Below are 16,945 nucleotides of genomic sequence, written 5' to 3' on the forward strand. Positions count from 1 at the left end.
AATGAGTAAATTTTGGAATGAAATTACGAAAACTATAGAGCCATATATTGCTGGAGAACAACCCAAGGACAAAAAATACATAAAATTAAATACAAATGAAAATCCATATCCACCATCACAAAAAGTGTTAAAAGCAATAAAAGATGCAGCTAGCAGCGATTTAAGATTGTATCCTGACCCTGACTCTGAAAAATTACGTGAAACTGTTGCGGGTTATTATGATTTAAATAGAAATCAAGTGTTTGTAGGAAATGGTTCAGATGAAGTATTAGCACTTTCATTTTTGACTTTTTTTAGTAGTGATGAAGCAATTGTTTATCCAGATATAAGTTATAGTTTTTATCCGGTGTATGCTAATCTTTATGGGTTAAGGACAAGATTGTCAAAACTAAATGAAGATTTTTCTATAAATGTGGAAGATTTTTTAAGTAAAAACGGTGGAGTTATAGTGCCAAACCCCAATGCACCAACAGGTAAATTTTTAGAGGTATCCGCTATAAAAAGAATTTTAGATTATAATTCTGAAAAGGTAGTAATAATAGATGAGGCATATGTGGATTTTGGTGGTGAATCTGTGGTAAGTTTAATAAAGGATTACCCTAACCTTTTAGTTGTGCAGACATTATCAAAGTCTAGGTCACTTGCAGGAATGAGAGTTGGACTTGCACTTGGACAGGAAGAACTTATTCATGGATTAAACAGAATAAAAAATTCTTTTAATTCGTATACGGTAGATACAATAGCACAGGTAGCAGCAGTGGCTGCATTTGAGGATGAGGAATACTTTAAGCAATGTACAAAAAAAATAATAAAAACAAGAGATAATACAGTGAAAAATCTTACAGAGATTGGTTTTAGCATTGTTCCATCAAAAGCTAATTTTATATTTGCTTCTCACAAGGAAATATCAGCAGAGACATTGTTTATAAAACTCCGTGAAAAAGGCATACTTGTAAGGTATTTTAACAAACCTAAAATAAATAATTATTTAAGAATAACTATAGGTTCAGAAGAAGAAATGGATGTATTCTTAGAAAAAGTTAAGGAAATAATAAAGTAAGGGGGTTATGTTATGCTTACCAAAAGGATAATACCTTGTCTTGATGTGAATATGGGTAGAGTTGTAAAGGGAATAAATTTTGTGAATTTAAAAGATGTGGGAGATCCAGTTAAAATTGCTGAATTTTATAATGAAGAAGGCGCAGATGAAATAGTATTTTTGGATATAACAGCAACTTCCGATGGAAGAAGCACCATGATAGATGTAGTAAAAAGGACAGCAGAAAAGATATTCATCCCACTTACTGTAGGAGGGGGAATAAGGACTCTCGAAGATTTTCGCGATATTTTGGCAGCTGGAGCGGATAAAATTTCTATTAATTCCTCAGCTGTAAAAGAGCCAACTCTTGTAAAAAGAGCAGCTGAACGTTTTGGAAGTCAATGCGTAGTTGTAGCCATAGATGGAAGAAAAAGAAAAGATAATACAGGATGGAACGTGGTAATAGCTGGAGGTAGAATAGACACTGGACTTGATGCTATAGAATGGGCTAAAAAAGTTGAAAAACTTGGCGCTGGTGAAATACTTTTAACTAGCATGGATGCTGATGGTACTAAAAATGGTTATGATTTAGAACTGACTTCAGCTATAACTAGTGGGGTGAATATTCCGGTTATAGCATCAGGGGGTTGTGGAACTATAGATCATTTTTATGAGGTTTTTGATAAAACTAATTGTGATGCAGCTCTTGCAGCCTCTTTATTTCATTATAGGGAGCTTACAATTAAAGATGTTAAGGAATATCTAAAGGAAAAAGGTGTAAGTGTAAGAATTTAATTTTTATTATGCATCTGAAAGAAAATAGACTAGCATACTGACTAGTTATTTTTTTGAAGATGCCTTATGTTTCATAGGAATGGAGTGTTTGGTTATGAAGGCTATAGAGTTGCTTGAAACAGTAGATTTTAGTAAGGGTTTGGTGCCAGCTATAATTGTAGATGCTGAAAATAAGGAAGTTTTAATGCTTGCTTATATGAATAAAGAATCACTAAAAAAAACAATTAATACAAAAACTACTTGGTTTTGGAGTAGATCTAGAAATGAATATTGGAATAAGGGTGCAACTTCAGGACATGTTCAAAATGTTTTGGATATAAAATTGGACTGCGATAATGACACTCTTCTTATTGAAGTTGAGCAAGTGGGGGCAGCATGTCACACAGGAAGCAGAAGTTGCTTCTTTAAAAATGTAGAATTCTAGGGTATTTGTTTTAGATGCCTAAAATAAAGGGGAAAAATTATGAGCGAAGTTATAAATGAACTATATCAAACTATTCTCGAGAGAAAAAAAATTCCACTAGAGGGTTCATATACAAACTATCTTTTTGAAAAAGGTCTTGATAAAATTTTAAAAAAGGTGGGGGAAGAAGCAACAGAAGTAATAGTTGCAGCAAAAAATTCCGATAAGGTAGAGATTGTTAATGAAGTATGTGATTTAACCTATCATTTATTGGTACTGCTAGCTAATGAAGGAGTTGACCTAAGGGACATTGAGACAGAACTTGGGAAAAGAGAATTAAAAACTGGAAATAAAAAGAAAGAGAGAAAGGCGATTAAAAACCTTTAAAAGATAAAAGCAAAAAGTTAAGGGAATACTAAAAGTTTTGTTTAAACAAGACTTTTAGTATTCCCTTAATTTATTTATTTAGTTAAAATGAAATTACCAATAAGGCATTTTTTTTTGCATTTAAGTCTCAGATACTCAATTATTTTATAAAAAAATTACAATATCAGATTATTTTAAAACGTTTACTTGATGTGATAACGTTTTTATTATACAATACTAAACGGAACTAAACAATATATATAAATACAAAAAAATAAAAGTATTATTGTACTTATATACAAAGGGGACAAAAAATGAAAAACAAAAAATTAGTATACATTTTTAATGAAGGAAATGCATCTATGAAAGACCTTCTTGGGGGAAAAGGTGCTAATATTGCCGAAATGACTAAACTAGGGATTCCAGTACCACAGGGATTTACTGTGACTACAGAAGCTTGTTCTGATTATTACAATTGTGGCAAAAAACTTTCAAATCAGGTTATAGAGCAAATTAATAATGCACTAGAAGAGCTTGAGAAATCAAGTGGAAAAAAATTTGGCAGTACATTAAAACCGTTATTGATTTCAGTAAGATCTGGAGCAAGGGTTTCTATGCCGGGAATGATGGATACAATTCTTAATTTAGGATTGAACGATGAAACTGTGGAAGCGATGTGTAATTTAACTAAAAATTCAAGATTTGCTTACGATTGTTATAGAAGATTTATTCAAATGTTTGCAAGTGTTGTTATGGATATAGATGATTCTCTATTTGAACAGTGTATTTCTAATCTGAAAGAAGCTAAAGGTTATAAAGTTGATACAGAACTTACAGGGGAAGATCTAAAAGGTTTAGTTGTAAATTACAAGAAAATTTACAAAGATCATATAGGCGAAGAATTTCCTAATGACCCTAAATTTCAATTGTTTGAAGCTATTTCTGCTGTTTTTAGGTCTTGGGACAATAATAGAGCAGATGTTTATAGAAAAATGAATAATATACCATGGGATTGTGGTACAGCTGTTAACATTCAAGAAATGGTTTTTGGTAACAAAGGTGAAGAATCTGGAACAGGTGTTGCTTTTTCTAGAAATCCTGCTACAGGAGAAAAAAAGATTTTTGCTGAATATTTGATGAATGCCCAAGGTGAAGATGTTGTTGCCGGAATTAGAACTCCAGAAGATATTTCTACTTTAGAAATAAGAAATAAAGTAGTTTATGACGAATTTGTTGCTATTGTAAACAAATTGGAATTTCATTATAAAGATATGCAAGACATGGAGTTTACCATTGAAGACGGAAAATTGTTTTTCCTGCAAACTAGAAATGGTAAAAGAACTGCTAATGCTGCGTTAAAAATTGCTGTTGATTTAGTTGAGGAAGGTATTATAACTAAAGAAGAAGCTATTTTAAAAGTTGATCCAAAGCAACTTGATGTTTTACTTCACCCAAATTTTGATAGTGATGAATTAGCAAAAACTAAAGTAATTGCTAAAGGACTTCCAGCATCGCCTGGTGCAGCTTCAGGAAAAATAGCATTTTCAACTGAAGAAGCTAAAAGAAGACATAAACTTGGTGAAAACGTTATTCTTGTTAGGCTTGAAACTTCACCTGAAGACATTGAAGGTATGATTGCGTCTGAGTGCATATTAACTGTTAGAGGTGGTATGACTTCACATGCTGCAGTTGTGGCTAGAAGTATGGGTAAATGTTGTGTTGTTGGATGTAGTAATATTATAATTAATGATAAAGAAAGATATATTGAAATTAACGGAACTAAATACTTTGATAATGATTTTATTTCTATTGATGGAAGTACTGGGAACGTATATGGTTCAGCAATAAAAACTGGTGAATGTAAACTTGAAAAAGATTTTGAAACTTTTATGGCTTGGGCTGATGAAATTAGAAGTCTTAAGGTTAGAGCAAATGCGGATACTGTTAAAGATTCAAAAGTTGCAGTAAAATATGGCGCTGAAGGTATTGGTCTTTGTAGAACGGAACATATGTTTTTTGCTGCGGAAAGAATTGCGGCTGTAAGAGAAATGATAGTAGCAAAAAATTTAGTTCAAAGAGAAAGAGCTCTTGAAAAGATACTACCTATGCAGAGAAAAGACTTTATTCATATATATGAAGTTATGGAAAGAAAATCAGTAACTATTAGGTTACTAGATCCACCATTACATGAATTTTTGCCAACAGAAAAAGAAGATATACAGGCTTTGGCAGAAGAAATGTCTATTACCTACGAAGAACTTGATTCAACAATTAAAAATTTACATGAGGTTAATCCAATGATGGGACATAGAGGTTGTAGGCTTGCAGTGTCTTACCCTGAAATAGCAGAAATGCAAACTAGAGCTATCATAGAAGCTGCTATTATCGTAAATAAAAAAACTAGCTATAATATTATTCCAGAAATTATGATTCCACTTATTGGTGAAGTTAAAGAACTTAAATATGTAAAAAATATAGTTGTAAAAACTGCTGAGAAAATCATTGCAAAAGAAGCTGTTTCTCTTAAATATCATGTTGGAACCATGATTGAGATTCCAAGAGCCGCAATTACCGCAGATGAAATAGCAGAAGAAGCCGAATTCTTCTCTTTTGGTACAAACGACTTAACTCAAATGACTTTTGGATTTTCAAGAGATGATGCTGGTACATTTTTAAAAGATTATTATTCTAATAAAATTTATGAGTTTGATCCTTTTCAAACCATTGATCAAAATGGTGTAGGAAAATTAATTAAAATGGCTGTGAATCTTGGAAAAGGAACTAATCCAAATATTAAACTTGGAATATGTGGCGAACATGGAGGAGATCCTTCTTCTATTGAATTTTGCCACTCGATAGGTTTGGATTATGTATCTTGTTCACCGTACAGAGTTCCTACGGCAAGACTTGCGGCAGCGCAAGCCCAAGTAAAAAATCCCAGATAGATCAGGGACAGGCTTCAAGGTAATATAAGTGTGAATAATTGTAGTGTGACAGGTAAAACTATAAATGAAAGGAAGTGTTTTTATGTCACATTCTACAGGAAAAAAGAAAACTAGGAAGCAAGATATGAAAAGTTCAAAGCCAGAAGTGGTTCGTGATGATGAAATTGAGAAACATAAAACAGAAGGACTAACTAGAGGTGAAAGATAACCAGAAAATTAAAATTTATATTATACGTATCTAAGCTATTATAATAAATAAGACTTACAGCTGAGAAGTTTATAATAAAAAACATGTATTGGTCCCCATCTAATTATAGGTGGGGACTATTTTTACTTTTAAATTCCAATATAATTATTTACAAATGTTAATTATCCATATATTATGTAAGTAGATACAGATAATTGAGGTAAAAAATATGAAAAAAATTATCACTTATTCCCTTTTAGAAAAAAATATAAATTCAGATCAGTATTATAGTGATGTTAAGCTTTTGGCGGATGAAACATTAAATCATGAGGAAAAAATACTTGGACAGGTTATTGATGAGTTTACAAAGTATGTTAGTGCAAATAGCATTGAAACATTAAGAAGTAGAGAAGAATATATGTTAGAAGCTTTAATTGTCGGTGTGCTTTGGAATGTATATGGGAATAATGCCAAAGCATTAACAAAAATCCAGGGTAAAATTCTTGTTAATCTTGTAGCATTAAGAAAAAAAGGAAAAGCTATAAAATTAAGTGCGGATCTTGTTAGAGGTTTTTCTTCTACAATTTTTCTAAATAAGAAATCCACCAATGAATTAGAAATATCTATTCTTGGTTTAAAAAAACTCCAAGGGTGGATACTAGCTTCTGGTGAATTTAATGAAGAATGGAGACGAATTTTAAATTGGGAAAATTATTTTTCTAGTTTGACTGAGAGCAAACTAGAAAATGTTTTTAATTTGCTAATCCACTATGGAATATGGTTTCAAAGTAGAAGTGAAACTATAGTAGGTAAATATACGATAAATGTACAACAATTTCTAAAAAACCAAAAAAATGTTTATCGGTTTAGTGAAGATATTATTTTTACAGGTAGAAAAAGAACAGAATATCATTTAAATATGGTGGGCGCAGAAATTCTAAATAGAGCCTTTAGAAATGATTTTCTTAAAACTAAAAAAAAGAAGTTACTCATTCCAATTTGTATGAGAGATAAGCCAAGCAATATATGCAAGGCAAGAAACACTAAGGACGGATATATTTGCGGACATTGTACCAAAGAATGTAGAGTTAATAAGCTCAGTGAAATGGGCAAAAAACATGGCTTTGAAGTTTTAATAATACCACATGGTTCATCTGCATTTACAGATGGAAAAGTTAAGTACGGGGAAATAGGAATTGTAGGAGTTGCCTGTCTTTTAAATCTTATAAGCGGTGGACTTGCAGCAAGACGATTAAACTTAGTACCTCAGTGTGTAATACTTGATTATTGTGGTTGCAAAAAACATTGGGATAGCGAAGGCATTATTACGGACATTAATGTGAAGGAATTAAAAAAAATAATTCTGGCATCTCACAGCGAATAAACATTCAAAATGGAATGATTAATAATGTGTGTATAATAAGGTAATACTAACTTTCAGAATATAATTTATAAAAATATATGGAGATGATAAAATGTCGGATTTAAAAGAAAAATTTCAGAATGCTAAGGAGAATGTTATAGGAAAAACTAATGAGGCTTTGGGAAAAGCAACAGGTAGTGAAGAAACTGAACTTAAAGGAAAAATTCAATCAAAAAAGGCGGATGTAAAGGATAAATTTCACGATGCAAAGGAGAATGTTGCAAAAAAAATAAATGATAAGTTGGATGAAAAGGATGAATCTTAAATGAATGATAATAAGCAACATGCACTGTCATGTTGCTTATTATCATTTGCTTAGAAGTATTATTTATCAATTTTAAATCCTTGGCTTTCTAGTGTTGGTTTAACTTCTGGATAATAAACATATTGGTATATATTCGAAGTGGATTCACTCCAGTTAACTTCTTGTTCTCTTCCTATTTCTTTTAGATATACTTCCATAGCAGAGTCATATCCATCTATTAAACCTTTCATTTTATCCTTATTGTAGGTTTCATCGTGTCTAAAGGCTTTAAGTGGAAACCTTGGTTTCTGTTTAGAAGTGTCAGTAGGATATCCAACAACTAAACCAACTAATGGATATGTATATTCTGGTAATTCTAATAATTTAATTATTTCTTTAGGATTAAGTCTAACGCCACCTATTGGAACGATGCCAAGTCCAAGAGATTCTGCAGCGACTATAGCACCGCCCATTGCCAGGCCAGCATCAAATACACCAGCTGAAAGTCCTTCAAAACTTTCAGTTATAATTTGTTTTTTTCCTGTTTTTTGTCCAGCTAAATAAGTTTTGTACATGTCCAATACGAACACTAAAAATACAGGTGCTTCAGCTATATATGATTGACCACCAGTGAGTTCAGCAATTTTTTCTTTTTTCTTTTTATCTCTTATAACTATAACTGAAGTCTCTTGTGAATTTATAGAGCTTGGCATTGCCTGTGCAGATTTTAAAATTTCATTTATAATTTCTTCAGAAACATCCTTATTAGTATATTTTCTTATGGATCTATGGTTCTTAATTGAATCTATAATATTATTCATATACAATCTCCTTTAAATAATAAAAACTATTATTTAATATTTATTATAAATCAGTGTGCAACAAATGTAAATACACAATAAAATATTACAGTTTATTGTTGACAAAATTAGTACTTTAGAATATTATGTGTATTATAAAAGCATATTATTACAATGGCTTTGATAAGAAATAGTAACATAAAATTGGCTATAAGAGAGAAACCTTTGTAAGCTGAGAGGGGTTTTTAGTATGATTTATGCGAATGCATCTTTGAGCACTGTATCGAAAATTTTAGTAGATAACAGCGGGTGCGCCCGATAAAGCGTCTAGGTATGATTGTACCTAAGATTGAGATGTTATGTGGTTATCACATAATAATTAGAGTGGAACCGTGGAAGTTATTTCTGCCTCTATGTTATGCTAGAGGCTTTTTGTTTTGAAGATTTTTTTTAATATTAATCATAGTATATCAATAGGAAAAATATGAGAGGAGAATAAATATGAATTCCGTAGAATATTTTAACAATATAGCAGACAAATGGAATGTAATTAGAAGTGATTACTTTGAAGAAAATTTAAAGTTTAAGGTTTTATCAAAAGTTAATATAAAAAACAAGGTGGTAGCAGATTTAGGATGTGGTTCAGGGTTTATATCATTGGCACTTTCAAGTGAAGCAGCTGTAGTTTTTTCTGTAGATAATTCTGTAAATATGTTGAAAGTACTAAAAAAATCTTCCCAAGAAAAAAATTTAAATAATATATACCCATTAAAATCTTCTCTAGTTGATATATCACTGTTCGATGAATCTTTAGATGTGGTATTTATAAATATGGCACTTCATCATATTAAAAATGCAGAGGTAGCCATTTCAGAAATGTATAGAATGCTTAAAAAAGGTGGAACTGTAGTAATTTCTGATGTTATGAAGCATAATGGAGAGTGGGCTAGAGAAGAAATGTTTGATGAATGGCTAGGGTTTTCAAATGATGAGATTAGCACTTGGTTTAAAAAAGTAGGGTTTAAAAATATTCATGTGGAGAATACAGATTTATTTTGCAAGGGTTATTCAAGCAAAGGTGAATACACAAAAACGGGGATATTTATAGCTACTGCAATTAAGGCATAATCCCCAAAATAACAAGTCGGCATGATAGTCCATTTGAATTGTAACTTTTTTCAAATGCATAAAATAAAATAACAGGAGGATAAAAATATGAAAATAGAATCTTTAGTAATTCATGGTGGAATAGATGGTGATGAGAGGACAGGTGCGGTAAACGTGCCTATCTTCCAGACTTCAACGTATAAACAATCGGCATTTGGGGTAAATTCAGGATACGAATATTCAAGAACTGGAAATCCAACAAGAGAGGCTCTTGAAAAGTTGATCTCTGAATTAGAACATGGTTATGCAGGATTTGCTTTTGCATCTGGTATGGCAGCAATTACAGCAGTAATTACTTTATTCAAGGCAGGAGATAAAATAATAATATCTAATAATATATATGGAGGAACCTTCAGAGTATTGGATAAAATATTTAAGAACTTTAATATAGGATATATTATTGCAGATACAACGAACCTTGCAGAAGTCAAAAAAAGTATAGATAAAACTGTAAAGGCAATATATATTGAAACACCTACTAATCCACTTATGGATATTACGGATATTAAGGCAATAGCAGATATAGCAAATGATAATGACATTCTTACAATTGTTGATAATACATTTATGACGCCATATCTGCAGACACCTATTACTCTTGGAGCAGATATTGTAATTCATAGTGCTACAAAATATCTAGGAGGCCATAGTGATGTAGTTTCAGGACTAGTAGTAGTTAACACTGAGAATCTAGCTGAAAAAATACGGTTTATTCAAAATTCTACAGGTGGAGTTTTAGCACCTTTTGATTCATTTTTACTTATAAGAGGAATTAAAACTTTAGCAGTAAGGATGGATAGACATAATGCTAATGGTGAGACTATTGCAAAATACTTAAATGATAGAGAAGAAGTTTCTAAGGTATATTATCCAGGGTTTCATGATCATCCAGGATATGAAGTTCAAACACGCCAGGCAAATGGTTATGGTGGTATAATATCCTTTGTGATAAAAAATGGATATGATTATAAGAAATTTTTATCAAGTTTTAAACTTATTACATTTGGTGAAAGTCTTGGTGGAGTTGAGTCATTAATATGCCATCCTGCAAGTATGACACATGCGGCTATACCTGCAGAAATAAGACAAAAGGTTGGAATTGTTGATAATCTAATTAGATTGTCAGTAGGAATAGAAAATTCAGATGATTTAATTGAAGACTTGGTTGCAGCTTTTAAAGCTAGTAAATAGATTTGAGAGGTTAGAATGATGAGATATATAGAAGATATTAGAGAGCTAATCGGTAGCACACCGCTGATAAAAATAAATCATATAAGTGTTAAAAAAAGTGTCAATATTTTTGCAAAGCTTGAAACTAATAATCCTGGTGGAAGCATTAAGGACAGGATCGGTATATACATGATAAAAGATGCTGAGGAAAAAGGATTATTAAAGTCTGGATATACTATTATTGAGCCAACTGCCGGAAATACAGGAATTGGAGTAGCACTTGCTGCTGTTAATAAAGGTTATAATGTGATTTTTGTTGTACCCGAAAAATTCTCTTTAGAGAAACAAGCTATTATGAGAGCACTTGGAGCAAAAATAGTGAATACATCAAGAGAAGAAGGTATGCTTGGAGCTATAGCAAAAGCAGAGGAACTTATTAAAACGATGCCCAATGCTATAAGTCTTAGACAATTTGATAATCTGCAAAATCCTGCAGCACATTATGAAACCACAGGACCTGAAATATATAAAGATTTGGATGGGAAAATAGATTATTTTGTTTGTGGAGCTGGCAGTGGCGGAACTTACACTGGAATTATGAAATACCTAAAAGAGAAGAATCCTAATATTAAAGGTATACTTTCAGATCCCAAAGGTTCAACCATTGGTGGAGGACTTGAAGGCTGCTATGAGATAGAGGGCATTGGAAATAATTTTATGCCAAGAACCATGGATGTCAGTCTTATAGATGAAGTAATAAAGATAGCTGATGATGAAGCTTTTAGCATGGCACGAGAAATAGCTTTAAAGGAAGGAATTCTAGTTGGAAGTTCTTCAGGTGCAGCACTAGTAGCAGCACTAAAAATTGCAGAACGAGTAGAAAATGCCAATATTGTTACTTTATTTGCTGACAGAGGCGACAGATATATAAGTAAAGGGTTATACTAATTTTGTAAGCACAATAGTATAATACAAAGTTATATACCACGGAGACCATAAATGCTCACATTTTCACAGAGATATACAGGTGAAAATGTGAGCATTTATGCTATAATATTATAAAAAAATTATATTTTGAGGTGTAATATATGAAAATATTATTGGTGAATGATGATGGTATTCATGCAGATGGTTTGCATATTTTAGCAAAAGAATTGGAAAAAGACAATGAGGTTATTATTGTTGCACCAGATGATCAAAGAAGTGCATGTGGACATTCAATTACCCTAGGTCATCCCCTAGTTGTAAAAAAAATCGAAATTATTGGTATAAGATCAAAAGCTTATAGTGTTAGTGGAACACCAGCAGATTGCGTTCGAATAGGGGTTCTCAAATTATTCCATAGTGAAGGCACAGACATTATAATATCAGGAATAAATAGAGGTGTAAACCTAGGTAGAGATATTCTTTATTCAGGAACAGTTTCGGCGGCAATTGAAGGTGCAATTAATGGAATACCTTCAATTGCAGTTTCAGCCCATCTAGATGGTGAAAAAATAAATTATGAAATAGCGGCAAAGTATGCTAGAAAAGTTTTGAAACTAGCAAAAGAAAATTATATGGGAAGTAATATGGTTTTAAATTTAAATGTCCCTTCAATTGATAATAGTAAAATAAAGGGAATCAAAGTATGCAAAAGTGGTGGAAGACTATATGAAGATCGTTATAAAGAATCAGGTAGAAATGGTGATGAAGTAATGTATATTGCTAATGGAATAAAAAATGAAATTTATGATGAAGGTACAGACGTACAATTTCTAAATAATGGTTATGTAACATTGACTCCACTTCATTATGATTTAACTGATTATAATACTATAGAGAAATTAAAAGAAATTATAGATTAAAGGAATATATAAAGTATATTTGCAAAACATATATTCATGGTGAAAAGATTTTTATTATACGGTTTATTTGGGATTTGCACAGAAATATTTTGGACTGGAATGTCGTCACTACTTCAAGGGGATATAAGACTAAGAGGTTTTACGTATATATGGATGTTTCCTATATATGGTCTTATCGTGTTTCTCGAACCAGTGCAACATAGGATTAAGAAGTGGCCACTTGTTTTAAGGGGGGGTGTTTATACAGTTATTATTTTTGCTACTGAATATATTAGTGGTTCACTTTTGAGATCCGTTCTAGGAGTTTGTCCATGGAATTATACAGGACCACTCACTATTAATGGTCTAGTACGACTGGATTTTGCACCAATTTGGTTCTGTTTTGGGATTATTATTGAGAAGATTCACGGACAGATAGACAAAGTTAGTACTTTATTAAGGACTCAAGGATAAATATAATTTTTGTAAGGCAGAAATTTATAATCTCCACAAATCCTCCACAATTTTATTTTATAATAAGTGTATAGAATAAAGCTTTGAAGGAGGAATAATTATGATGAATGGATATGGTGGTTATGGAATGCATGGTAATTTTGGCGGTGGAATCTTTCCAATGACAATGATATTTAATCTAGTTGTATTAATTGCACTTATAGTAGTAGGTGTTAAGTTATATAAAAAATATGTGAGTGGTACAGATAAATCTAAAGTATTTTCCATATTGGATGAAAAATATGCCAGTGGAGAGATAACTGAAGAAGAGTACATTAAGAGACGAACTATTCTTTCAAATAAAAAGAAAAAATAATATGATATAACATAAGTAATCAAGCCTCGTAAATTACGGGGCTTGATTACTTATGTAAAATAGTACATAATGCTTAAAAGAAACGTTTGGGGTGAATACTATGGGAAAACAAAAAATCATACTTGTGGTGGACGATGAGCAAAAAATTTTAGAGGTGGTAAGAGCGTATCTTGAAAAAGAAGATTATAAGGTTATAACTGCACTGGATGGAGAAAGTGCTTTAAATATATTTAAAAATGAGACAGTACACCTTTTAGTTCTTGATTTAATGCTTCCCAAAATATCAGGAATAGAGCTTTGTAATAAGATAAGGGCTAGGTCTACAGTTCCAATAATAATGCTGACAGCAAAGAGTGAGGAAGAGGATAAGATTGAAGGAATATCCATAGGTGCAGATGACTATTTAACAAAACCTTTTAGCGTGAGAGAACTAGTAGTTAGGGTAGGTGCACTAATTAGAAGATCCTATAGGAATACCGAACCATTAGCAGATGTTCTTGTTTTTAATGGTGGAGATTTAAAAGTTGATATAAAAAAAATTCAAGTTATTAAGAATGGCAATATTTTAAATATGACAACTTATGAATTTAAGATTTTAAAAGCACTACTAACTAGTCCAGGACAAGTTCTTTCTAGAGAGGAATTGGTAGAGAGAGCTTTTGGGATGGATTATGACGGTGTGGATAGAACCATAGATACCTACATAAAAAATCTAAGACAAAAAATAGAAGACAATCCTAAAGAACCTAGATATATTATCACAATATATAGGATGGGATATAAATTTGTAGGGTAGGGTGAGAAACGAGATGAAGATATCTTTATTTAAAAAGTTAGCTTTTGGTTTTCTTTTATCTGTTATTATAGCTATAGTATCAACTTCAATTATTTCTAATTTAATGATTAGTTCAAGGTTTAATGACTACCTTGTAGCTGAGCAGAAAAGCAAAATAGAAAAAATGACAAAAATCACTGAGGGTTTATATAATGAAAAAACTGGATTTTCGGATGTAGATATGGAGGATATTAAAAGATATTCATCTATGGAAAAATTATTTGTAGAGGTTAAAGATATAAATGGAAAAACAATTTCATCCTATGATAATACAAGCACTAAAGATAAATCAAAAAAACATTTCATGATGGGTTCAATGATGGAAAACAATGATGAAGGTAAGAAGGGAAATTACACCGAAGTAAAATACAATTTACAAAAAAACAATAAAAAGATTGGCAATATAGTTGTTGGATATTTTGATGACTCCTATATAAATAGTGATGCATTAAAATTTAAAATCACGTTAAATAAGGCTTTTGCTTTATCAGCACTTATCGCTTTAGTACTGGGTTTTTTTATTAGTATGATTTTTTCAAGACAACTGTCAAAACCACTTGTTAAAATAACTAATGCTGCTAACAAACTACGAAATGGTGACTTGAATGCTAGATGTGAAGTAAAAACAAATACAAAAGAAATTATTGAATTATCAAGCTCCATGAATTTTCTAGGTAGTACTCTAAAAGCACAAGAAATGCTTAGAAAAAGTGTGACTTCAGATATGGCACATGAACTTAGAACTCCACTTTCTATTTTAAAGGCTCATATTGAAGCAATGCTTGATGGAATATGGGAGCCAACAAAGGAAAGACTTGAAAGCTTTTATGAGGAGATAGAAAGACTTATTAAGTTAGTTAATAATCTACGTAATCTTTCTAAACTTGAAGAAGTAAATTTGGTTTTAAACAGGAGCAAATTTAACATTGAAGACCTATTAGTTAATATCATAAAAAATTTTGAGCCTATGTATAGCAAAAAAAATTATAAATTGACCATAAATACAATATTGGTCATTGTGTTTATGGATAAAGATAAGATAATACAAATTATGGATAACGTGCTTTCAAATGCATATAAATATCTAGAAGACAAAGGTGAGGTAAATATAATATTAAAACAGGTAGAAGATGACATTGTTATTGAAGTCAAGGATAATGGATTTGGAATTTCACAGAAGGATTTGCCTTATATTTTTGAAAGATTTTATAGAGGTGATAAATCAAGAAGTAGGAATACTGGTGGTTCAGGAATAGGTCTAACTATAACAAAGGCATTGGTGGAAGCTCATGGTGGAAAAATAAAAGTTTATAGTGAGGAAGGAAAGGGAAGTGAATTTATTATAATTTTACCTACTAGAAATTATTGATTTGCTAATTAAAGTGTGATACACTTAACGTAATTTATATCGGTTTTACGGTTGAGCAGGCAGAAGTTGTCTGTATTCAAGAGAGTTTGTGTCTTCTGGGGTGGGAAGTCCTTTTTTAGGGATTCCCACTCTTTTTGTTTTTTGTAGCGGACCTAATATGTAATAATTATTTATATTCAAATTAAAAATAGGAGGAATTAATATGGAAAAAACACTATTAGATATTGCATTAATTCTTATGTTTACAAAGATAGGAGGAATTATTAGTAGAAAACTAAAAATGCCAGAGGTGCTTGGTGCACTTGTGGCAGGAGTAATTCTTGGACCAGTGGTATTAAATATTGTACAATACGATGACAATATAAAGCTATTAGCAAATCTAGGAGTAATCATGCTTATGTTTTTGGCGGGACTTGAAACAAACATTGAGGAGTTTAAAAAAGCTGGTTTTACATCATTTGTAATCGCAATGGTAGGTGTGCTAGTACCGCTTATACTAGGAATTGGAAGTGCATATATGTTCTTTAACAATGCATGGGAAAATGTATTCGTTGGAGTAATATTAACAGCTACAAGTGTGAGCATTTCAGTAGAGACGCTTACTGAACTTGGAAAATTAAATACAAGGTCTGGTATTAATATTCTTGGTGCGGCAGTAATTGATGATGTTTTAGGGCTTGTATTAATATCTGTAGTTCTTGCATTAGCACAAACTTCTGGAGCAAATGCAGATTCCGGAGCACAAACATTAAGTCTTTTATTAACTATAGGTAAAATACTTTTATTTTGCATAATATCAATAGCTACAATAGTATACTTACCAGGATATTTAAATAAGTTTACAAAAATAATGAAACCAGGAAGGGAACTATTGACCTTTTCCCTAGCTGCTGCATTTATAATAGCTTTTATTGCAGAGAAAATAGGAATAGCAGGTATTACTGGCGCATATATATGTGGTTTAGTGCTTTCTGCTACGGCACATAAAGTATATATAGAAAAAAATGTTAAGGCAATTTCATCAGGGTTTTTATCACTTATATTTTTCGCCAGTGTCGGTATTGAAGCTAATTTAAAGGGATTTAATTTAGAGGTTTTGGAAATAACTTTAGTTATGTTTGTTGTAGCTGTTATTGGAAAAGTAGTTGGATGCGGAGGAGCTGCAAGATTATTAAAGATGAGTAAAAGTGAGTCACTGCAGATTGGAGTAGGGATGGTATCAAGGGGAGAGGTGGCTATAATTACTGCAAATATAGGATTACAGAAACATATTATTTCTCAGGAAATATTTCTTCCAACCATAATTGTAGTTATTCTTACCACTGTAATAACGCCAGTTTTACTTAAAATTGCCTTCTCACATAGAAATGAGAAGGCCGTGGATGCGTAAAAAGAATGTGAATATGTTTTTAAAATCCACATAAAATCTACACAATATTATGTTATAATATAAATGAAAATCAAAATCAACAGCAAATTACTCTCATTTAACTATGAGAGATTAATTTTAACAAAGAACAACCCCACGGGGGTGAAGTTAGGCAACT

General features: G+C 31.5%; 18 protein-coding genes and 2 other annotated features. Of the genes, 17 read left to right on the top strand and 1 reads right to left on the bottom strand.

Annotated features, from left to right (window positions below):
• The first annotated feature begins 1 nt into the window (after position 1).
• From hisC to BR66_RS0109280, 8 genes are all read left to right on the top strand, one after another.
• Positions 2-1,060, top strand: coding sequence for a histidinol-phosphate transaminase (gene hisC / locus BR66_RS0109245; protein WP_026882680.1), 1,059 nt, complete (start codon positions 2-4; stop codon positions 1,058-1,060).
• A gap of 12 nt (positions 1,061-1,072) precedes the next feature.
• Positions 1,073-1,834 (top strand): imidazole glycerol phosphate synthase subunit HisF, encoded by a 762-nt coding sequence (hisF, locus tag BR66_RS0109250; protein ID WP_026882681.1) that lies wholly within the window; start codon positions 1,073-1,075, stop codon positions 1,832-1,834.
• Positions 1,835-1,928: 94 nt separating this feature from the next.
• Positions 1,929-2,258 (top strand): phosphoribosyl-AMP cyclohydrolase, encoded by a 330-nt coding sequence (hisI, locus tag BR66_RS0109255; RefSeq protein ID WP_026882682.1) that lies wholly within the window; start codon positions 1,929-1,931, stop codon positions 2,256-2,258.
• A 39-nt stretch (positions 2,259-2,297) separates the two neighbouring features.
• Positions 2,298-2,624 carry a phosphoribosyl-ATP diphosphatase gene (hisE, locus tag BR66_RS0109260; RefSeq protein ID WP_026882683.1) on the top strand — a complete coding sequence of 109 codons (327 nt, stop codon included), beginning with the start codon at positions 2,298-2,300 and terminating at the stop codon, positions 2,622-2,624.
• Between the two features lie 293 nt (positions 2,625-2,917).
• Positions 2,918-5,548: a pyruvate, phosphate dikinase gene (gene ppdK / locus BR66_RS0109265; RefSeq protein WP_026882684.1), complete on the top strand. Its 2,631-nt coding sequence runs from the start codon at positions 2,918-2,920 to the stop codon at positions 5,546-5,548.
• Positions 5,549-5,630: 82 nt separating this feature from the next.
• The gene (locus BR66_RS26625) at positions 5,631-5,756 is read left to right on the top strand and encodes a hypothetical protein (protein ID WP_278246806.1); all 126 of its coding nucleotides are present in this window, start codon (positions 5,631-5,633) and stop codon (positions 5,754-5,756) included.
• 208 nt (positions 5,757-5,964) lie between these two features.
• The gene (locus tag BR66_RS0109275) at positions 5,965-7,119 is read left to right on the top strand and encodes a DUF116 domain-containing protein (RefSeq protein WP_026882685.1); all 1,155 of its coding nucleotides are present in this window, start codon (positions 5,965-5,967) and stop codon (positions 7,117-7,119) included.
• Between the two features lie 91 nt (positions 7,120-7,210).
• The gene (locus BR66_RS0109280) at positions 7,211-7,423 is read left to right on the top strand and encodes a CsbD family protein (RefSeq protein ID WP_026882686.1); all 213 of its coding nucleotides are present in this window, start codon (positions 7,211-7,213) and stop codon (positions 7,421-7,423) included.
• Between the two features lie 59 nt (positions 7,424-7,482).
• On the opposite strand, the gene BR66_RS0109285 is transcribed toward BR66_RS0109280, so the two are convergent.
• Positions 7,483-8,223 (bottom strand): NADPH-dependent oxidoreductase, encoded by a 741-nt coding sequence (locus BR66_RS0109285; protein ID WP_026882687.1) that lies wholly within the window; start codon positions 8,221-8,223, stop codon positions 7,483-7,485.
• 150 nt (positions 8,224-8,373) lie between these two features.
• Positions 8,374-8,618 (top strand) — a binding site (T-box leader).
• Between the two features lie 85 nt (positions 8,619-8,703).
• On the opposite strand from BR66_RS0109285, the gene BR66_RS0109290 reads away from it, so the two are divergent.
• The 9 genes from BR66_RS0109290 (at position 8,704) to BR66_RS0109330 (ending at position 16,788) form a co-directional block, all read left to right on the top strand.
• Positions 8,704-9,330, top strand: coding sequence for a class I SAM-dependent methyltransferase (locus BR66_RS0109290; protein ID WP_026882688.1), 627 nt, complete (start codon positions 8,704-8,706; stop codon positions 9,328-9,330).
• A gap of 87 nt (positions 9,331-9,417) precedes the next feature.
• Positions 9,418-10,560: a trans-sulfuration enzyme family protein gene (locus BR66_RS0109295; protein ID WP_026882689.1), complete on the top strand. Its 1,143-nt coding sequence runs from the start codon at positions 9,418-9,420 to the stop codon at positions 10,558-10,560.
• 18 nt (positions 10,561-10,578) lie between these two features.
• Positions 10,579-11,487: a cysteine synthase A gene (cysK, locus tag BR66_RS0109300; protein ID WP_026882690.1), complete on the top strand. Its 909-nt coding sequence runs from the start codon at positions 10,579-10,581 to the stop codon at positions 11,485-11,487.
• A 140-nt stretch (positions 11,488-11,627) separates the two neighbouring features.
• On the top strand, positions 11,628-12,386 hold the full coding sequence (gene surE, locus BR66_RS0109305; RefSeq protein ID WP_026882691.1) for a 5'/3'-nucleotidase SurE: 759 nt from the start codon (positions 11,628-11,630) through the stop codon (positions 12,384-12,386).
• A 36-nt stretch (positions 12,387-12,422) separates the two neighbouring features.
• Entirely contained in the window at positions 12,423-12,839 is a 417-nt protein-coding gene (locus BR66_RS0109310) for a putative ABC transporter permease (protein ID WP_026882692.1), read from the top strand.
• A gap of 100 nt (positions 12,840-12,939) precedes the next feature.
• Entirely contained in the window at positions 12,940-13,194 is a 255-nt protein-coding gene (locus BR66_RS0109315) for an SHOCT domain-containing protein (protein ID WP_026882693.1), read from the top strand.
• Between the two features lie 100 nt (positions 13,195-13,294).
• Entirely contained in the window at positions 13,295-13,990 is a 696-nt protein-coding gene (locus BR66_RS0109320; protein WP_026882694.1) for a response regulator transcription factor, read from the top strand.
• Between the two features lie 13 nt (positions 13,991-14,003).
• Complete coding sequence (locus tag BR66_RS0109325) at positions 14,004-15,398, top strand: HAMP domain-containing sensor histidine kinase (RefSeq protein WP_026882695.1); 1,395 nt, start codon at positions 14,004-14,006, stop codon at positions 15,396-15,398.
• A gap of 49 nt (positions 15,399-15,447) precedes the next feature.
• Positions 15,448-15,508 (top strand) — a sequence feature (sodium ion sensor (DUF1646 type); this cis-regulatory element may regulate processes involved in with the transportation of sodium ions).
• 92 nt (positions 15,509-15,600) lie between these two features.
• Positions 15,601-16,788 carry a cation:proton antiporter gene (locus tag BR66_RS0109330; protein ID WP_026882696.1) on the top strand — a complete coding sequence of 396 codons (1,188 nt, stop codon included), beginning with the start codon at positions 15,601-15,603 and terminating at the stop codon, positions 16,786-16,788.
• The last annotated feature ends 157 nt before the right edge of the window (positions 16,789-16,945 follow it).

Origin of the sequence: Clostridium akagii DSM 12554 (assembly GCF_000686725.1) — a bacterium.
Taxonomy (GTDB): domain Bacteria; phylum Bacillota; class Clostridia; order Clostridiales; family Clostridiaceae; genus Clostridium_I; species Clostridium_I akagii.

What these genes read in the sequence shown, in the direction of transcription:
- BR66_RS0109295 (WP_026882689.1), top strand. Translation starts at nt 9,418, where the DNA reads ATGAAAATAGAATCTTTAGTAATTCATGGTGGAATAGATGGTGATGAG.
- hisC (WP_026882680.1), top strand. Translation starts at nt 2, where the DNA reads ATGAGTAAATTTTGGAATGAAATTACGAAAACTATAGAGCCATATATT.
- BR66_RS0109280 (WP_026882686.1), top strand. Translation starts at nt 7,211, where the DNA reads ATGTCGGATTTAAAAGAAAAATTTCAGAATGCTAAGGAGAATGTTATA.
- BR66_RS0109330 (WP_026882696.1), top strand. Translation starts at nt 15,601, where the DNA reads ATGGAAAAAACACTATTAGATATTGCATTAATTCTTATGTTTACAAAG.
- hisI (WP_026882682.1), top strand. Translation starts at nt 1,929, where the DNA reads ATGAAGGCTATAGAGTTGCTTGAAACAGTAGATTTTAGTAAGGGTTTG.
- BR66_RS0109315 (WP_026882693.1), top strand. Translation starts at nt 12,940, where the DNA reads ATGATGAATGGATATGGTGGTTATGGAATGCATGGTAATTTTGGCGGT.
- BR66_RS0109290 (WP_026882688.1), top strand. Translation starts at nt 8,704, where the DNA reads ATGAATTCCGTAGAATATTTTAACAATATAGCAGACAAATGGAATGTA.
- cysK (WP_026882690.1), top strand. Translation starts at nt 10,579, where the DNA reads ATGAGATATATAGAAGATATTAGAGAGCTAATCGGTAGCACACCGCTG.
- BR66_RS0109310 (WP_026882692.1), top strand. Translation starts at nt 12,423, where the DNA reads ATGGTGAAAAGATTTTTATTATACGGTTTATTTGGGATTTGCACAGAA.
- hisF (WP_026882681.1), top strand. Translation starts at nt 1,073, where the DNA reads ATGCTTACCAAAAGGATAATACCTTGTCTTGATGTGAATATGGGTAGA.
- BR66_RS26625 (WP_278246806.1), top strand. Translation starts at nt 5,631, where the DNA reads ATGTCACATTCTACAGGAAAAAAGAAAACTAGGAAGCAAGATATGAAA.
- BR66_RS0109285 (WP_026882687.1), bottom strand. Translation starts at nt 8,223, where the DNA reads ATGAATAATATTATAGATTCAATTAAGAACCATAGATCCATAAGAAAA.
- surE (WP_026882691.1), top strand. Translation starts at nt 11,628, where the DNA reads ATGAAAATATTATTGGTGAATGATGATGGTATTCATGCAGATGGTTTG.
- BR66_RS0109320 (WP_026882694.1), top strand. Translation starts at nt 13,295, where the DNA reads ATGGGAAAACAAAAAATCATACTTGTGGTGGACGATGAGCAAAAAATT.
- BR66_RS0109325 (WP_026882695.1), top strand. Translation starts at nt 14,004, where the DNA reads ATGAAGATATCTTTATTTAAAAAGTTAGCTTTTGGTTTTCTTTTATCT.
- ppdK (WP_026882684.1), top strand. Translation starts at nt 2,918, where the DNA reads ATGAAAAACAAAAAATTAGTATACATTTTTAATGAAGGAAATGCATCT.
- hisE (WP_026882683.1), top strand. Translation starts at nt 2,298, where the DNA reads ATGAGCGAAGTTATAAATGAACTATATCAAACTATTCTCGAGAGAAAA.
- BR66_RS0109275 (WP_026882685.1), top strand. Translation starts at nt 5,965, where the DNA reads ATGAAAAAAATTATCACTTATTCCCTTTTAGAAAAAAATATAAATTCA.